We start from the raw sequence: 14,713 nt of genomic DNA, 5'->3' as shown, positions 1-14,713 counted from the left end.
AGCGCGTCGGCCACCGCGGCGTCGCCGTCGTTCAGCGCGGCGGCCAGCACCTTCAGCTCATCCAGCTTCTCGGTGGCGAACGCGAGCCAGTTGCGGATTTCGGGGTCGAGGCGCGTTTCCGGCGCCAGCGACACCGGCACATGCAGCAGCGAGCAGGACGGTGCCAACCACAGGCGGTCGCCGAGTTCGGCGTGCAGCGGTGCGAGCCGCGCGAGGATCGCGCGCAGGTCGGCGCGCCAGATATTGCGGCCGTCGATGACGCCGGCCGACAGCACGGCATCGGCCGGCAGCACTTCGCGCCAGGCCTGCCACTGCTGCGGCGCGCGCACCAGGTCCAGGTGGAAACCGTGCACCGGCAGCGCGGCGGCGCGGGCGGCGTGGTCCGCCGCCGAGTCGAAGTAGGTCGCCAGCAGCAGCTTGACGCCGCAGTCCGCGAGGGCGGCGTAGGCGGTGTCATACGCGTCCAGCCAGGCACCGTCCAGCTCGAGGCACAGCGCCGGCTCGTCGAGCTGCACCCATTCGATGCCGCGCGCATGCAGCCGCTGCAGGATGTCGCGATAGGCGGCGGCCAGCCGCGGCAGCAGCGTCAGTCGGTCGAAGCCGGTGACATGGGTCTTGGAGAGCCACAGCCAGGTGACCGGTCCCACCAGCACCGGCTTGACGCGGTGGCCCAGCGCCAGCGCCTCGTCGATCTCGTCGAACAGCCAGTCGACCCCGCCGTCGAAGCGCGTGTCGGGGCCCAGTTCCGGCACCAGGTAGTGGTAGTTGGTATCGAACCACTTGGTCATTTCCATCGCCGGCTGCGCCGCATTGCCGCGGGCCAGCTCGAAGTACTGCGCCAGCGTCAGCGTGCGGGGATCGAAGCCGAAGCGCGCAGGCAGCGCGCCGAGCAGGGCGCTGGTGCCCAGCATCTGGTCGTAATAGGCAAAGTCGCCGGCGGCAACCAGATCGAGGCCGGCATCGGCCTGCAGGCGCCAATGCGTCTTGCGCAGGCCGGCGGCGCACTCGCGCAGCGCCGCCTCGCTCGACTCGCCGCGCCAGAACGCCTCCTGGGCAAACTTCAGTTCGCGTTTCGCGCCGATGCGTGGGAATCCCGGAATATGGGTGCGTGCCATTTCTCGCTCCAATCTCGCTTCAAAACAAGTTGGCGCACAGTGTCCGGTCGCGGGTAGAATGAATCAAGTGATATGTTTTAAACAAAATATGAATTCATTTCATATCAGGGGCTGGTATGCAGCCCCCTTGGGCGGCAGGAGTCCGAGACTTTCCTTGGCCGCCCGCATCCGGGCAGGGACGACTCCATGATCGAAGTCCGCCATTTCCGCTCGCTGGTCGCCATCGCCGAATCCGGCAAGCTCGCCACGGCCTCCGAGCGCGTCCATGTCAGCCAGTCCGCGCTGTCGCATCAGATCAAGGCGATCGAATCGCACTACGGCCTGTCGTTGTTCGACCGTACGCGTGGCGGCCTGCGTTTCACGCCGGCAGGGGAGCGTCTTCTGGCGCTGTCGCGCGAGGTGCTGGCGTCGATCAGCGCGGCCGAGCGCGATCTGGAGCGGCTCAAGGGCGATACGCGCGGCGAGCTGCGCATCGTGCTCGAGTGCCACACCTGCTTCGACTGGCTGATGCCGGTGATGGACGAATTCCGCACGCGCTGGCCCGAGGTGGAGGTCGACCTGGTGGCGGGCTTTCATGCGGATCCGCTGGCGCTGCTGGCCGAGGGCCGGGCCGACATGGTGATTGGCTCGTTGCCGCCGACGCGGCGCGGGCTGGCCGTGGTGCCGCTATTCCGCTTCGAGATCCTGGCGGTGATCGCCAACGAGCATCGGCTGCGCAACCGGCGGCGGCTCGAGGCGGCCGACCTCGAGGGCGAGACGCTGATCACCTATCCGGTGCCGGAGCCGCGCATCGATCTGATCCGCGAGGTGCTGGAGCCGGCCGGCATCCGGCTGCAGCGCCGTACCGCGGAGCTGACGGTGGCGATCCTGCAGCTGGTCGCCAGCCGGCGCGGCGTCGCGGCGCTGCCGAACTGGGGCGTCAAGAACTACGTCGACCACGACTATGTGCTGGCCAAGCGCATCGGCGCGCGCGGGCTGTGGAGCGAGCTGTATGCGGCGATGCCGGCGGCGCTGGCCGAGCGGCCGTTCGCGCGGGACTTCGTCGCGATCGTGCGCGAGACCTGCGCGCGCGATCTCGACGGCATCGAGCTGCTGCCCGACGACGCGGCGCAGCGGGCAGGGGGCAGGGAAGGCGCGAAGGAAGTCAAGCGAGGCGACCGAACCGGGAACTGAACGCGGCCGCCCCGCCGCGAACCCTCACAGCTCGAGCACGATCCGCCCGCATCGGGCGCGCGAGCAGCAGCTCATCATCTTGCTGTTCGCCTCGCGCTCGGCGCGCGTCAGCACCACGTCGCGATGGTCGATGTCGCCGGCCAGCACGCGCACTTCGCAGGAGCCGCACAGCCCTTCCTCGCAATCGCTCTGCACGTCGATATTGGCGGCGCGCAGCGCGGCCAGCAGCGTCTGGTCGGCGCGCACCGCGACGACGATGCCCGAGTCCTTGAGCTCCGCCTCGAAGGCCTGTTCCTTGCTCGGATCGAGCGCGCCCAGCGTCGAGGTGAAATGCTCGACCCGCAGCGCGTCCTCGGGCCAGTCCGCGCAACAGGCGGCCAGCGCGTCGAGCATCCGCGCCGGGCCGCAGGCATAGATCTGCGTCGCGGCGTCTGGCTGGCCGAGCAGCGCGCCCAGGTCGGCGCGCGCGCCTTCGTCCCTGGCGTAGACATGCAGCCGCTCGCCATGCAGCGCCGCCAGCTCGTCGAGCAGCGCCATCGACGCGCGGCCGCGGCCGCAGTAGTGCAGCTGGTAGTCGATGCCGAGCTCCTTCGCGCGCCGCGCCATCGCGCTGATCGGCGTGATGCCGATGCCGCCGGCGATCAGGATCAGCCGGCGCGCGCTTTCGTCGAGCCGGAAGTGGTTGCGCGGACCGCGGATGCGCAGCCGGTCGCCGGCCTTCAGTTCGCGATGGATCCACGCGGAGCCGCCGCGGCTGTCAGCCTCGCGCAGCACCGCGATCTCGAACGCGCGGCTGTCGGCCGGATCGCCGCACAGCGAATACTGGCGCGACACCCCGGTATCGCCGCATTCGACATCGATATGCGAGCCGGGCGACCAGCGCGGCAGCGGCTTGCCATCCGGTGAAACGAGCCGCAGCCGCACGATGTCGTCGGCCACGCGCGTCATGCTCTCTACCACCACGGTGCGGTTGATCGCATGGCTGGACGGCTCGCCGATCCGCACCGGCGTGCGCACCTGCAGCAGCGCGGGGTTGCGCCGTTCGGGGTTCTGGCTCGGGTCCCATTCGACCCACAGATGCTCCGGTCCGCGGAACGAGGTGTTCGGCACGTAGGTGAATGTCTGCTCCGACAGCTTCATATGCGGCAGCCGGCGCGTGAATTCCTCCAGGAAGATCTGCATCTCCATCCGCGCCAGGTTCTTGCCCATGCATTGATGCGCGCCGTAGCCGAAGGTCAGCTGGTCGCTGGCATTGGCGCGGCGGATGTCGAACAGGTCGGCGTCGGCGAAATGGCGCTCGTCGTGGTTGGCCGACGACGTGACGATCAGCAGCTTGGCGCCGGCCGGAATGTCGACGCCGCCAATCTGCACGTCGCGCGTGGCCAGCCGCCGCCAGGCCGCGACCGAGCCGTTGTGCCGCAGGCATTCCTCGACCGCGTTGGGGATCAGGCTGGGGTCCTCGCACAGCTCGCGCCAGGCGTCGGGATGCTGCAGCAGCAGCTTGATCGCGTTGGCGCTGGCGTTGGCCGTGGTCTCATGCGCGGCGACGATGCCGGCCATCATCATCGAATGCAGATAGGAATCGGTGACGACGTCCGGATATTCCTTCTGCTTGCGGATGCCGTACTGCATCCAGCCCGGGCCCGACGGATCCTGCCGCATCTTGTCGAGGATGCGCCCGGCGAGCTGCCAGAAGTTGCCGACCGCGTGCGCGACCTCGACCTGCTCCTCCGGTTTCGGGCGGCCCCAGGTATTGACGGTATGGGCGATCGAATACTTGCGCAGCAGGTCCATGTCCTCCTCGGGCACGCCGAGGAAATGCAGCGCGACGGTCAGCGGCACTTCCCACAGGATCTGGTCGACCAGGTCGGCCTTGCCGTCGTCGATGAAGCGGTCGACGTATTCGCGCGTCAGCCGGCGCACCATCGGCTCGTGGTGCTGCAGCTGTTCGGGCGTGAACGGCTCCATCAGCACGCGCCGGCGCGGCATGTGCGCGGGCTCGTCCTCGTTGACCAGCGTGCGGTTCATCGCGTAGCCGTAGGAGGCCAGCACTGCGTTGGCTTCGTCGCCGGTCGGCGTGATCTTCTCCAGCGCGATCGACGGGCTGAAAGTCAGGTTGTCGCGGAAGATCGCCTTGATGTCGTCGTAGCGCGTGACGACCCAGTATCCGAGCCTGGGGCTGTAGAACACCGGCTCCTGCTCGCGCGCCCAGCGCACGTAGTCGGGCGGGTCCTGCTGGTAGCCGTCCTCGAACGGGTCGAAGTCCGCGGCGCGCGCGCTGACCGGGCAGCCGGTCGGACTCAAGGGCGTTGCAACGGCATCCGCGCTGGCGTTCGCCTGGCCGTGCGGCTGGACATGAAAAGGGCATCCCTGCGCATGGGCAGGTTCGGTGCGTTCGCTCATGGTCGATCCTCTACAACAGGTAGGCGCAGCGGGCAGGGCCGACGATGGCCCCGCCTGCCGTGCTCATTCGAGCGTGATATTCAGGTCGCGTATCAGCTTGTGCCACAGCGCGGTCTCGCTGCGCAGCAACGCGGCGAATTGCTCCGGCGTGCTGCCGACCGGCTCGACGCCGAAGTCGACCAGCTTGCGGTTGACCTCGGGTTGCTTGATCGCCGCGGCGACGCTGGTCTGCAGCCTGGCGATCACGTCGGGCGGCGTGCCGGCCGGCGCCACCATGCCGACCAGCGCGGCGGCCTCGACGCCCTGCAGGCCCACCTCCGCAAAGGTCGGCACATTGGGCAGCTGCGGCAGCCGGGTGGCGTTGGCCACCGCCAGCGGACGCAGCTTGCCGGCCTTCAGGAAGGCGGCGCCCGCGGCCAGGTCGGTCATCATCGCCGGCACCTGGCCGCCGACCACGTCGAGCAGCGCGGGCGCGGCGCCGCGATAGCCGATATGCACCATGCGCAGGCCGGCCCGCTCCTTCAGCAGTTCCATCGCCAGATGGTGCGGGCTGCCGGCGCCGGCCGAGGCGTAGCTGACCTTGCCGGGGGCGGCCTTGACCTTGGTCAGGAAGTCGCGCGCGTCCTTGTATTCAGCATTGGCGCCGACTACCAGGATCATCGGAAACTTGCCCAGCAGCGAGACCGGCGCCAGGTCGCGCGTCGGGTTGTAGCTCAGCGTCTTGTACAGCGCCGGGTTGAAGACCAGCGTGCCGTTGTCGGCCGACATCACGGTATAGCCGTCGTGCGGCGAGCGCGCGGTCTCGGCCGCGGCGATCGCGGTGTTGGCGCCGGGTTTGTTCTCGACCACGATCGGCTGGCCGATATGGGTCGACAGCTGCTGGCCGATGGTGCGGGCCAGGAAGTCCGAGCCGCCGCCGGCGGCATAGGGCACGATCCAGCGAATCGGCTTGCTCGGGAAGCTGTGGGCGGCGGCCTGCGGCGCCAGCGCCAGCGCCAGCGCGGTCAGCATCGTGCCGGCGAGCGCCAGCATCGACGAGATCTTTCTCATTGTTTGTCTCCTCTCGGGTGGGTGAGCGAACGGTGGGCCGTCTTCTTGTTGCCGCGTTTGCCGACATGGATCGATGCAATTACGTCAGGCGTAATGCGGTTATGCCAAAAGTAATTGGCGGTCTGCGGACTGTCAAGAGAAAATTACGTTGTGCGTGCTAGCATTACGCTATACGTAATCAAACAACCAAGCGCTCGACAAAGGGAGCGACCGGAATGGCCAATCAGCGAAGCGAAGAGGAGAAGGGGGAGGGCAGCGGCGAGCGCGGCGGCGCCGGCGTGCAGGCACTGGAGACCGGGCTGTCGGTGCTGGACGCGCTGTCCGGCGCCCTGCACCCGATGCCGCTGAAGGACGTGGCGCTCGCCGCCGGCATGCACCCCGCCAAGGCGCACCGCTACCTCGCCAGCTTCGTCAAGTGCGGCTATGTGGAGCAGGACGACACCGGCCGCTACAGCCTGGGCCGCAATGCGCTGCGGATGGGGCTGGCGTGCCTGGCCCAGCTCGACCCGCTGCGGCTGGTGACGCCGGTGCTCGACGACCTATGCGCGTCGACCGGCGAAACCGTGCTGGCCGCGGTATGGGGCAGCCACGGGCCGACCGTGGTGCAGTGGCGCGATTCGCTGCGGCCGGTCACGGTCAATGTGCGGCCGGGCTCCGTGATGCCGCTGCTGTCTTCGGCGACCGGCCGCGTCTTTACCGCGTTTCTCGATCCGGCCGTGACGGCGCCACGGATCGAGGCCGAACTGACGGCGCGCGCCGCGCTGCAGCCGCCGCGCTTTCCGCGCGATGCGGCCGAGGTCGCGCAGCTGCGCGAACAGGTGCGGGCCAGCGGGATCGGCAGCGTCCATGGCGATCTGCTGGCGGGCGTCGATTCGGTCAGCACACCGGTATTCGATCGGGACGGCCGCATCGTGCTGGCGATCACGGCGCTGGGCAACGCAGCCACCTTCGACGGACGGGTCGATGGTCCGGTCGCCGCGGCCATCCGGGCGGCGGCCGCCGATCTGTCGCAGCGGCTCGGCCACGGCCTGCTGGCCGAGCCCGCCTGACAGCGGGCGCCGAAGGCGGGCGTGAACGCCGATCAGTGAACCGGCGCGGCGGCGGGCGAGTCCGCGGTCGCGCTATCGCGGCGCCGGACGGTCGTCGCCTCGGGCTGGCCCGCGGTTTCCTCGACCACGGCAACTTCGCGCACGTCGACGCCGTTTTCCAGGCGCTTGACCAGCAGAGAGAACAGCGCCGGCTCTTCAGCGGTCACCGTCAGCCGCAGCCATTGGCCGGCGCCAGGCAGTGCGCTATGCGAGAGCGTCATCGCGGCCAGTCCCAGTCCGGTACGGCGCGCCGTCGCCAGCGTCCACTCGATTGCGCCGATCAGATCGTGCTGGTCGAGCAGCAGCGCGAGTTGCAGGGCGGGCGTGGAGGCTTGGGCGGACATGACGGCAACCGGTGGTAGTGACGATGTAGTGAATCTACCAGCCGGCAGGCAGAATGTGCTTCTCAATATTCTGGTTCTCAGGCCTACAGTAGAATGAATCGGGTAGTATGTCGCCATCTGGGAGAGAAATCTTCTTTCTCGACCGAATTGACCGACTCGAACCGTTTCCCATGGCCGATCCAACCAGCGCCGCCACGACCCCAACCGCGGGCCGCCAGGCGGGCAAGCTCGCCCCCAAACTGGACGAGACCGACCGCCGCATCCTGCGCGCATTGCGCCGGGACGGCCGTCTGTCCAATCTGAAGCTGGCCGAACAGGTCGGGTTATCGCCGACGCCATGCTGGAACCGCGTCCGTGCGCTGGAGGAGGCCGGCGTGATCCAGGGCTATACCGCGTTGTTGAACCAGAAGGCGCTGGGCCTGCCCGACACCGTGCTGATCGAGGTCACGCTGGAGCGGCACGACGACGACATGCTCGACCGCTTCGGCCGCGCACTGGCGCAACTGCCCGAGGTCATGGAGGCGTACCTGCTGACCGGCGAGTATGACTATCTGATCAAGGTGGCGGTGGCGGGCACCGAAGGCTACGAGGAGTTCCTGCGCCACAAGCTGTACAAGCTGCCCGGGCTGCGGCACAGCCGCTCGACCTTCGTGCTGCGCTGCATGAAGCGCGAGCCGTCGGTCGAGCCGTGAGACGTGCGGTGCGCCGCGGTAGCCTGTCGGCGTCGAGCCCGTTTTTATTCGACCACTTCCAGCTGGAATTCCCCGCTGGGGCCGTCGTAGCCGATCCGCAAGCGCGCGCCGTTATGGCGGCACGATTTCGCTACGCTGCGCAGTTCCGCCTGGCGTTCGCCGCGCCGCAGATGCGAGCGCGCCTTGGTGCTGATTTCGGTGGGACCGCAATCGTCATTGCGGCATTGATAGCGCATCCATTGCCCATATGAGCGCGGGCGTGCCGATGCTTCCGTGATGGTTGTGCACAGCGGACAACGTTGCAAGGCTTCCTTCATTGCCATTCCCATTCGGTGTCATTTGCGCGGTCATCGTGCGAGCGTTCGGAAAAAGCGCTGCCAAGCTCACTCCAATGAGCGCAAGCGATTGACGCAAAGTGATTTAACGCAAGAAAGTGCTGCCGGAAGAAAGCAGATTATCGGCACAGAGGGATGGGCTTGGCTACCCCCAAATCGGTAGCCCCTCGGCGGGAGGGTCGGCACCGCGCGATCGGGCGATCGCCGCGGTGCCATGATGCCGCCCTCGACCGAGGGCATGGCAGCAGGATCGGCGGCGCTCAGGCTGCCTTGGCGGCGACGGCGCCAGCGGCCGGCTTCGCCTTTGCGGCTGCCTTCGGTGCAGCCTTCTTCGGAGCCTTGACGACCTTGGCGGCCGGCTTCGCTGCCTTCGGTGCAGCGGCCTTCGGTGCAGCGGCCTTCGGTGCAGCCTTCCTCGGCGCGGCGGTCTTCGCACCGGCCGGCTTCTTTGCCGACTTGGCGGCCTTCGCGGCCTTGGCCTTTTCCTTCTGCGCGGCCAGCTTGTCCTTGGCGGCCTGCTTCTCGGCCTGCAGTGCCAGCTTGGCGGCGGCGACGGCCTCGGCCACTTCGCGCTTGGCGGCGTCGATCGCCTTCTTGGTGTCGGCGCGCAGCTTCAGCAGGCGCTTCTTCGCGGCTTGCGCTTCGCGTGCCAGCACGCTGGCCTTCTTGGTCGGCGCCGCCGGCTTGGCGGACTTCACTGCGCGCGGTGCGCTTTTCTTGTTGGCAACGGCCATTGTTCGATATACCCGAAATGTGGTTTATGGAGCGCGGAGTATAACCGGTCACCCGTGTCGGAAGAAACGTTCTCGTCGCATCGTGCGCGGCCATTGCACGAGAAACGATCGTCTATGCTGCCTACTGGATTTGCCGCGCGAGACCGGCAGTGTTGCGCGGCGAGTCCTTCAGTCGATTCATTCCCGGTGGCGAATCGAATTCCGATTCGATTCCAGACTGACAACGCGGCCACCACGCCGCGCAAGGAGCGACAGAAATGACCGATATGAATTCCGGCGCCTCCCCCAGCCAGGGCAGCACGGCGATCCGGTGCGTGCGCTATCGCGATGCGCCGTCGGCAATCGCCTGGTTATGCGATACCTTTGGTTTTACCCGGCATCTAGTCGTGGAAAACGATGACGGCACCATTGCCCACGCGCAATTGCGTTACGGCAAGGGCATGGTGATGCTGGGTTCGGTGCTCGATTCCCCGTATGGCAAGCTGATGCGCCAGCCCGACGAAGTCGGCGGCGGGCAGACCCAAAGCATTTATCTGGTCGTGCCGGATCCCGATGCGGTATTCGCGCGCGCCCAGGCTGCCGGCGCGCAGATCGTGCTCGATCTGAAGGATCAGGATTATGGCGGCCGCGATTTCAGCTGCTTCGATCTGGAAGGCCATCTGTGGACCATCGGCAGCTATGATCCGTGGGTCAGCACGTCGTAACGACAAATCGCATTCCGACCCATTCCATTTCAAAAACAGTTCCGAAAACAGGAGACGCCTCGATGGCAAGCCAGATCTTCGTCAACCTCCCCGTCAAGGACCTCGACCGCTCGGTCGATTTTTTTACGCGGCTCGGCTATCGCTTCGATCCGAAATTCACCGACCGCAATGCCACCTGCATGATCGTGTCGGACCAGATCTACGTGATGCTGCTGGTCGAGGAGTTCTTCAGGACGTTCACCGGCAAGGCCATCTGCGATACCGGCAGCAGCAACGAAGTGATACTCGCGCTGTCGATGGACAGCCGTGCCGCGGTCGACGACATGGTGTCGAAGGCGGTCGCAGCCGGCGCGCGCACGCCGAACGAGCCGAAGGACTACGGCTTCATGTATCAGCACGGCTACGAAGACCTGGACGGCCATCTGTGGGAGGTGTTCTACATGCAGCCGGAGGCCGCGCAGTAGTCGTAGACCCCATCACGGCGTGGGTGGCGGCGCGTTGCGCTCTCAGCTGCTCGCCGCCTGCAGCGCCGTCACCAGCGCCATCAGCGGCCCGCTGTGCTGGGCGCGGCGCAGCCACATCGCCTCCACCGGCGGCAGGTCCCAGCGCAACGCATGGGGCAGCAGCGCGGCGCCGCCGCCGTTGGCAAGCTCCGCCGCGACCGCGCGCGGCACGATCGTGATCGTGCGCGGCTGCGTCCGCAGCAGCGTGGCGATCGTCTTGATCGAATAGGTCTCGACCAGCGGCAGCGGCGGCGCCACGCCCGCGGTCGCAAACATCGTGTTGATCGTGCGGCGTGTCGGCGTCTGCGGCGGCGGCATGATCCAGTCGAGCGTGGCGAGCCGCGCCCAATCGAGCGGGCCGCGCGACAGCCGCGCCGCCGCGCGCGACGGCACCACCAGCGCCGGCTCCTCGCGGTACAGCGGCATCTGCACGATGTCTTCGCCGGCGGCATAGAAGGAGCGCGCGATCACGCAATCGACCTCGTGCGCGCGCAACGCGCCGACCAGTTCGTCGGTGGTGCCCTCGCGCACCAGCACCGCGATGCGCGGCTGCTGGCTCAGCGCATGCGAGCAGGCCGCGTCGAGTATCGCCGGCGCGATGAATGGAATCACGCCGATCCGGAGCCTGCCGCCGAGCCCCGCATCGAGGACCGCCAGCTCGTCGCCGAGCGCGCGTGCGTCGGCCAAGGCGAGTCGCGCATACGCCAGCACCGCGGCACCGGTCTCGGTGGCCTCCAGTCCCGCGCGCGATCGGTGAAACAGCGGCGTCAGGAAGATCTCCTCGATCTCGCGCAGCGCCTTGGTGACCGCCGGCTGGCTCAGGTTCAGCTCGGCCGCCGCGCGCGACAGCGAGCGATGCCGCTCCAATACCAGCAGCAGCGACAGCTGCTTCAGGCGCAGGCGGGAGATCAGATTGTGCTGCAGGCGGTCGGCGAAGGCGGGCATGGCGAAGAAAGAAAAAAGGCAAAGGGGTCGGATGCGGGGAGTCGTATTCCCAGTCGTATCCCCCCAGACGTATAACCATTCGGGAATGGAAGAATAATGCAATCGTCCGTTCTGGTTATTCGATCTTTCTATACTTGCCCCATCCCGGCCCAGTCAGGCCGCACTCGGAAACCAGCATGTTCACCACCCGCCCCGAAATCGTCGGTACCTTCGGCGTCGTCTCGTCGACGCACTGGCTCGCCTCGCAGACCGCGATGGGCGTGCTCGAGCGCGGCGGCAATGCCTTCGATGCGGCGGTGGCCGGTGGTTTCGTGCTGCAGGTGGTCGAGCCGCATCTGAATGGCCCTGGCGGCGAGGTGCCGATCCTGCTGTGGAGCGAACGCGATCGCGCGGTGCGCTCGATCTGCGGCCAGGGTCCCGCACCGGCGCTGGCCGATCCGGCCGCGCTGCGCGCGATGGGGCTGGAGCTGATGCCCGGCATCGGCCTGATGCCCGCTACCGTGCCCGGCGCGTTCGGCGCGTGGCTGACGATGCTGCGCGACTACGGCACGTGGTCGCTGGCCGACGTACTGGCGCCGGCGATCGCCTACGCGCGCGACGGTTTTCCGCTGGTGCCGCGCATTTCGCAGGCGATCCTCGCGGTGCGCGAACTGTTCCAGCGCGAATGGCGCGATTCGGCCGACGTCTGGCTCGTCGATGGCCGCGTGCCGTCGCCCGGCAGCCTGCACGCGACGCCCGCGCTGGCGCGCACCTACCGGCGCATCGTCGAAGAATCGCAGGCGGCCGGCAGCACGCGCGAGAAGCAGATCGATGCCGCGCTCGATTGCTGGTATCGCGGCTTCGTCGCGCGCGAGATCGATACCTACTGCCGCACCCAGCAGGTTCGCGACACCACCGGCGAACGCCATCGCGGCCTGCTGCGCTACGAGGACATGGCGGGCTGGCAGCCCGAGGTCGAGGCGCCGCTGACGCTGGATTTCGGCCGCCATACGGTCGCAAAGTGCGGCGTCTGGAGCCAGGGCCCGGCCTTCCTGCAGCAGCTCGGCATGCTGCGGCACGCGGGGCTGGAGGCGCACGAACCGACGTCGCCGGGCTTCGTCCACCGGATCGCCGAGGCGGCCAAGCTGGCGATGGCAGATCGCCTGGCCTGGTATGGCGACCCGCGCTTTGCCGACGTGCCGGCGCAGGGTTTGCTCGACGCGGACTATCTGCGGGCGCGCGCGCAACTGATCGGGGAGCAGGCATCGCGCGAGTTGCGTGCCGGCAGCGTCGACGGCCGCGCGCCGCGGCTGCCCGATCTCGACGCAGCCGAACGCACGCTGGCAAACGCCGATGCGCGCTTCGGCGTCGGCGAGCCGACCTTTGCCGCGCTGCCTCCGGTGCAGCAGTGGGCCGAGAAAGAGATCTTCGTCGGCGACACCTGCCATCTCGACGTGATCGACCGCGACGGCAATATGGTCGCCGCCACGCCGTCCGGCGGCTGGCTGTCGTCGAGCCCGGCCATTCCGGCGCTGGGCTTCGCGCTCAATACGCGGCTGCAGATGACCTGGCTCGAGCCGGGCCTGCCCAATTCGCTGGCGCCGGGCAAGCGGCCCTGCACCACGCTGTCGCCGTCGCTGGCGTTGCGCGACGGCGAGCCTTACATGGTGTTCGGCACGCCCGGCGGCGACCAGCAGGATCAATGGTCGCTGGCCTTCTTCCTGCGCCACGCGGTGCACGGCATGAACCTGCAGGAAGCGATCGACGCGCCGGCCTGGCACATCGACCACTTCCCGGGCTCGTTCTGGCCGCGCCAGACCGTGCTGAACCGGCTCAGCATCGAAGCGCGCTTTCCGCAGGCCACGCTGGACGCGTTGCGCGATGCCGGCCATGAATTGCGGGTCGGCGAGCCGTGGTCGGAAGGACGGATGTCGGCCTGTTCGCGCGAGCGCGACGGCAAGGGCAGGCTGGTGCTGCGCGCCGGCGCGAATCCGCGCGGCATGCAGGGCTATGCGGTGGGACGTTGACAGCGGGGATGCCTTGAGAATGGGGATGCCGCGGCACGGCCGGCACAGGCGTCGCCATGTCACGGCACGATCGAACGACAAAATGACAGAACGACAGAACGACAGACCGGACGCGCGGTGCGCCCGGCATGACATACGGGGAGAAGCGAGGATGAACGCGAGGAGGAAAGCGACCATGAAGACGACGATTCGAAGCTGGCTGCGCGGCGTGGCCGCGCTGGCGCTGTGCTGTGCCGCGGGCACCGCGGCGGCGCAGGACTATCCGACCAAGCCGGTCACGCTGGTGGTGCCGTGGGCGCCGGGCGGTTCGACCGATATCCTGGCGCGCGTGCTGTCCGAACGGCTGACGCGCTCGCTGGGCCAGCCGGTGATCGTCGACAACAAGCCGGGCGCGTCGGGCAATATCGGCTCGGCGATGGTCGCGCGCGCCAAGCCCGACGGCTATACGCTGCTGATCGGCTCGATGAGCACGCATGCGATGAATCCGGCGATGATGCCCAACATGCCGTTCCGCGGCGTCGAGGATTTCACGCCGCTGGGCCTGCTGGCCTATGTCACCAACACGATGGTGGTTCACCCATCGGTGCCGGCCAACAATGTCAAGGAACTGATCGCCTATGCACGCGCCAATCCCGGCAAGCTGGCCTACGCCAGCGCGGGCCCGGGTTCGACCAACCATCTGAGCGCGGTGCTGTTCGAGAAGATGGCCGGCGTCGAGATGCTGCACGTGCCGTACAAGGGCGGGGCGCCGGCCGTTGTGGACACGGTGGCGGGCCAGACCCAGCTGCTGTTCTCGGCCGGCACGCAGACGCTGCCGCACGTCAAGGCCAACAAGCTGAAGCTGCTGGCGGTGACCGAGGCCAGGCGCTCGCCGCTGCTGCCCAATGTGCCGACGGTCGCCGAGACCGTGCCGGGCTACGAACTGGCGGTCTGGTATGGCGCCTTCGGTCCCGCCGGCATGCCGCCGGCGCTGGTGGCGCGCCTGAATGCCGAGATCAACAAGGTGATGCAGCTGCCCGAGGTCAAGGCGAAGATGGACGCGATCGGCGTGGAGACGACCACGTCGACGCCGCAGCAGTTCGGCCAGGTGCTGCGCCGCGATGCCGAGCGCTACGGCAAGCTGATCCGCGACCTGAAGATCAGCGCGGAGTAAGCGTGAGCGAAGCATCGAATCTGCGGGTGGATTCTGCGATGGCAGCGTTGGCTGCGCTGCGGCCGCGATTGTCCGCGCAGCAGGCGTCCGCGCTGGAGGTTGCGGTTGCCCAGTCCGAACGGACCGCCGCGCTGTTCGACGCGGTCGGCGCCGCCACGCTCGCGCTGCTCGGTCCCGGGCTGCTGACAGTCAATCTGTGGCGCCCGGACAGCCGCGAGGTGGTGCGCCAATGGTCCAGCGATCCCGCCGCCTATCCGGTCGGCGGCAGCAAGCGCAAGGGCGATACGCCGTGGGCGCGCCAGCTGCTGGAGCGCTGCGAGGTCTTCGTCGGCGAGGGCGACGCGGCGCTGGCCGAAGTATTCGACGATGTCGCAACGATCCGCGCGCTCGGGCTGAGGGCAGTGGTCAATGTACCGATCGGCGAGCGGGGTCGCTGCATCGGCACGTTCAACTACCTCAGCCCGAGGT

Annotated in this window: 14 protein-coding genes and 1 pseudogene; 8 read left to right on the top strand and 7 right to left on the bottom strand. The window is 67.9% G+C overall.

What is annotated here, in order from left to right:
* Positions 1 to 1,115 (bottom strand): annotated as a pseudogene (locus B551_RS01555) (5-methyltetrahydropteroyltriglutamate--homocysteine S-methyltransferase); the annotation flags it as partial.
* A 186-nt stretch (positions 1,116 to 1,301) separates the two neighbouring features.
* Here B551_RS01555 and B551_RS01550 point away from each other — a divergent pair.
* A complete protein-coding gene (locus B551_RS01550) occupies positions 1,302 to 2,288 on the top strand; it encodes a LysR family transcriptional regulator (RefSeq protein WP_006576906.1) in 987 nt (328 codons plus the stop codon).
* Positions 2,289 to 2,312: 24 nt separating this feature from the next.
* Here B551_RS01550 and B551_RS01545 read toward each other — a convergent pair whose 3' ends face one another.
* Both B551_RS01545 and B551_RS01540 read right to left on the bottom strand, forming a co-directional pair.
* Positions 2,313 to 4,691, bottom strand: a complete 2,379-nt coding sequence (locus tag B551_RS01545) for a cytochrome P450/oxidoreductase (protein ID WP_006576905.1) — start codon at positions 4,689 to 4,691, stop codon at positions 2,313 to 2,315.
* Between the two features lie 63 nt (positions 4,692 to 4,754).
* A complete protein-coding gene (locus B551_RS01540; RefSeq protein ID WP_006576904.1) occupies positions 4,755 to 5,741 on the bottom strand; it encodes a tripartite tricarboxylate transporter substrate binding protein in 987 nt (328 codons plus the stop codon).
* Between the two features lie 215 nt (positions 5,742 to 5,956).
* On the opposite strand from B551_RS01540, the gene B551_RS01535 reads away from it, so the two are divergent.
* The gene (locus B551_RS01535) at positions 5,957 to 6,790 is read left to right on the top strand and encodes an IclR family transcriptional regulator (protein ID WP_052511230.1); all 834 of its coding nucleotides are present in this window, start codon (positions 5,957 to 5,959) and stop codon (positions 6,788 to 6,790) included.
* 32 nt (positions 6,791 to 6,822) lie between these two features.
* Here the strand turns inward: B551_RS01535 and B551_RS01530 are convergent, their stop codons facing one another.
* Positions 6,823 to 7,173, bottom strand: coding sequence for a hypothetical protein (locus B551_RS01530; RefSeq protein ID WP_006576872.1), 351 nt, complete (start codon positions 7,171 to 7,173; stop codon positions 6,823 to 6,825).
* 170 nt (positions 7,174 to 7,343) lie between these two features.
* On the opposite strand from B551_RS01530, the gene B551_RS01525 reads away from it, so the two are divergent.
* Positions 7,344 to 7,865, top strand: coding sequence for an Lrp/AsnC family transcriptional regulator (locus B551_RS01525; protein ID WP_006576871.1), 522 nt, complete (start codon positions 7,344 to 7,346; stop codon positions 7,863 to 7,865).
* A gap of 44 nt (positions 7,866 to 7,909) precedes the next feature.
* Here the strand turns inward: B551_RS01525 and B551_RS01520 are convergent, their stop codons facing one another.
* Together B551_RS01520 and B551_RS01515 are read right to left on the bottom strand one after the other, a co-directional pair.
* Positions 7,910 to 8,101 (bottom strand): hypothetical protein, encoded by a 192-nt coding sequence (locus tag B551_RS01520; protein ID WP_023263347.1) that lies wholly within the window; start codon positions 8,099 to 8,101, stop codon positions 7,910 to 7,912.
* Between the two features lie 359 nt (positions 8,102 to 8,460).
* Positions 8,461 to 8,934 carry a hypothetical protein gene (locus B551_RS01515; protein WP_006576869.1) on the bottom strand — a complete coding sequence of 158 codons (474 nt, stop codon included), beginning with the start codon at positions 8,932 to 8,934 and terminating at the stop codon, positions 8,461 to 8,463.
* A gap of 257 nt (positions 8,935 to 9,191) precedes the next feature.
* On the opposite strand from B551_RS01515, the gene B551_RS01510 reads away from it, so the two are divergent.
* Positions 9,192 to 9,638: a VOC family protein gene (locus tag B551_RS01510; RefSeq protein ID WP_006576868.1), complete on the top strand. Its 447-nt coding sequence runs from the start codon at positions 9,192 to 9,194 to the stop codon at positions 9,636 to 9,638.
* A 62-nt stretch (positions 9,639 to 9,700) separates the two neighbouring features.
* A complete protein-coding gene (locus B551_RS01505; RefSeq protein WP_006576867.1) occupies positions 9,701 to 10,102 on the top strand; it encodes a VOC family protein in 402 nt (133 codons plus the stop codon).
* Positions 10,103 to 10,144: 42 nt separating this feature from the next.
* Here the strand turns inward: B551_RS01505 and B551_RS01500 are convergent, their stop codons facing one another.
* Positions 10,145 to 11,086, bottom strand: a complete 942-nt coding sequence (locus B551_RS01500; RefSeq protein ID WP_006576866.1) for a LysR family transcriptional regulator — start codon at positions 11,084 to 11,086, stop codon at positions 10,145 to 10,147.
* 176 nt (positions 11,087 to 11,262) lie between these two features.
* On the opposite strand from B551_RS01500, the gene B551_RS01495 reads away from it, so the two are divergent.
* From B551_RS01495 to B551_RS01485, 3 genes are all read left to right on the top strand, one after another.
* The gene (locus tag B551_RS01495) at positions 11,263 to 13,092 is read left to right on the top strand and encodes a gamma-glutamyltransferase family protein (protein WP_006576865.1); all 1,830 of its coding nucleotides are present in this window, start codon (positions 11,263 to 11,265) and stop codon (positions 13,090 to 13,092) included.
* Between the two features lie 175 nt (positions 13,093 to 13,267).
* Positions 13,268 to 14,245: a tripartite tricarboxylate transporter substrate binding protein gene (locus tag B551_RS01490; protein WP_006576864.1), complete on the top strand. Its 978-nt coding sequence runs from the start codon at positions 13,268 to 13,270 to the stop codon at positions 14,243 to 14,245.
* 38 nt (positions 14,246 to 14,283) lie between these two features.
* The coding region (locus tag B551_RS01485; protein WP_023263346.1) for a hypothetical protein at positions 14,284 to 14,713 on the top strand (430 nt) is incomplete at its 3' end.

Origin of the sequence: Cupriavidus sp. HPC(L) (assembly GCF_000307735.3) — a bacterium.
In the GTDB taxonomy this organism is placed as follows: Bacteria; Pseudomonadota; Gammaproteobacteria; order Burkholderiales; family Burkholderiaceae; genus Cupriavidus.
This window is presented reverse-complemented; position numbering and strand designations above follow the sequence as displayed.

Coding starts and splice junctions, on each gene's coding strand:
- B551_RS01530 (WP_006576872.1), bottom strand. CDS start 7,173: ATGTCCGCCCAAGCCTCCACGCCCGCCCTGCAACTCGCGCTGCTGCTC.
- B551_RS01535 (WP_052511230.1), top strand. CDS start 5,957: ATGGCCAATCAGCGAAGCGAAGAGGAGAAGGGGGAGGGCAGCGGCGAG.
- B551_RS01505 (WP_006576867.1), top strand. CDS start 9,701: ATGGCAAGCCAGATCTTCGTCAACCTCCCCGTCAAGGACCTCGACCGC.
- B551_RS01500 (WP_006576866.1), bottom strand. CDS start 11,086: ATGCCCGCCTTCGCCGACCGCCTGCAGCACAATCTGATCTCCCGCCTG.
- B551_RS01520 (WP_023263347.1), bottom strand. CDS start 8,101: ATGCGCTATCAATGCCGCAATGACGATTGCGGTCCCACCGAAATCAGC.
- B551_RS01540 (WP_006576904.1), bottom strand. CDS start 5,741: ATGAGAAAGATCTCGTCGATGCTGGCGCTCGCCGGCACGATGCTGACC.
- B551_RS01495 (WP_006576865.1), top strand. CDS start 11,263: ATGTTCACCACCCGCCCCGAAATCGTCGGTACCTTCGGCGTCGTCTCG.
- B551_RS01550 (WP_006576906.1), top strand. CDS start 1,302: ATGATCGAAGTCCGCCATTTCCGCTCGCTGGTCGCCATCGCCGAATCC.
- B551_RS01545 (WP_006576905.1), bottom strand. CDS start 4,691: ATGAGCGAACGCACCGAACCTGCCCATGCGCAGGGATGCCCTTTTCAT.
- B551_RS01510 (WP_006576868.1), top strand. CDS start 9,192: ATGACCGATATGAATTCCGGCGCCTCCCCCAGCCAGGGCAGCACGGCG.
- B551_RS01490 (WP_006576864.1), top strand. CDS start 13,268: ATGAAGACGACGATTCGAAGCTGGCTGCGCGGCGTGGCCGCGCTGGCG.
- B551_RS01525 (WP_006576871.1), top strand. CDS start 7,344: ATGGCCGATCCAACCAGCGCCGCCACGACCCCAACCGCGGGCCGCCAG.
- B551_RS01515 (WP_006576869.1), bottom strand. CDS start 8,934: ATGGCCGTTGCCAACAAGAAAAGCGCACCGCGCGCAGTGAAGTCCGCC.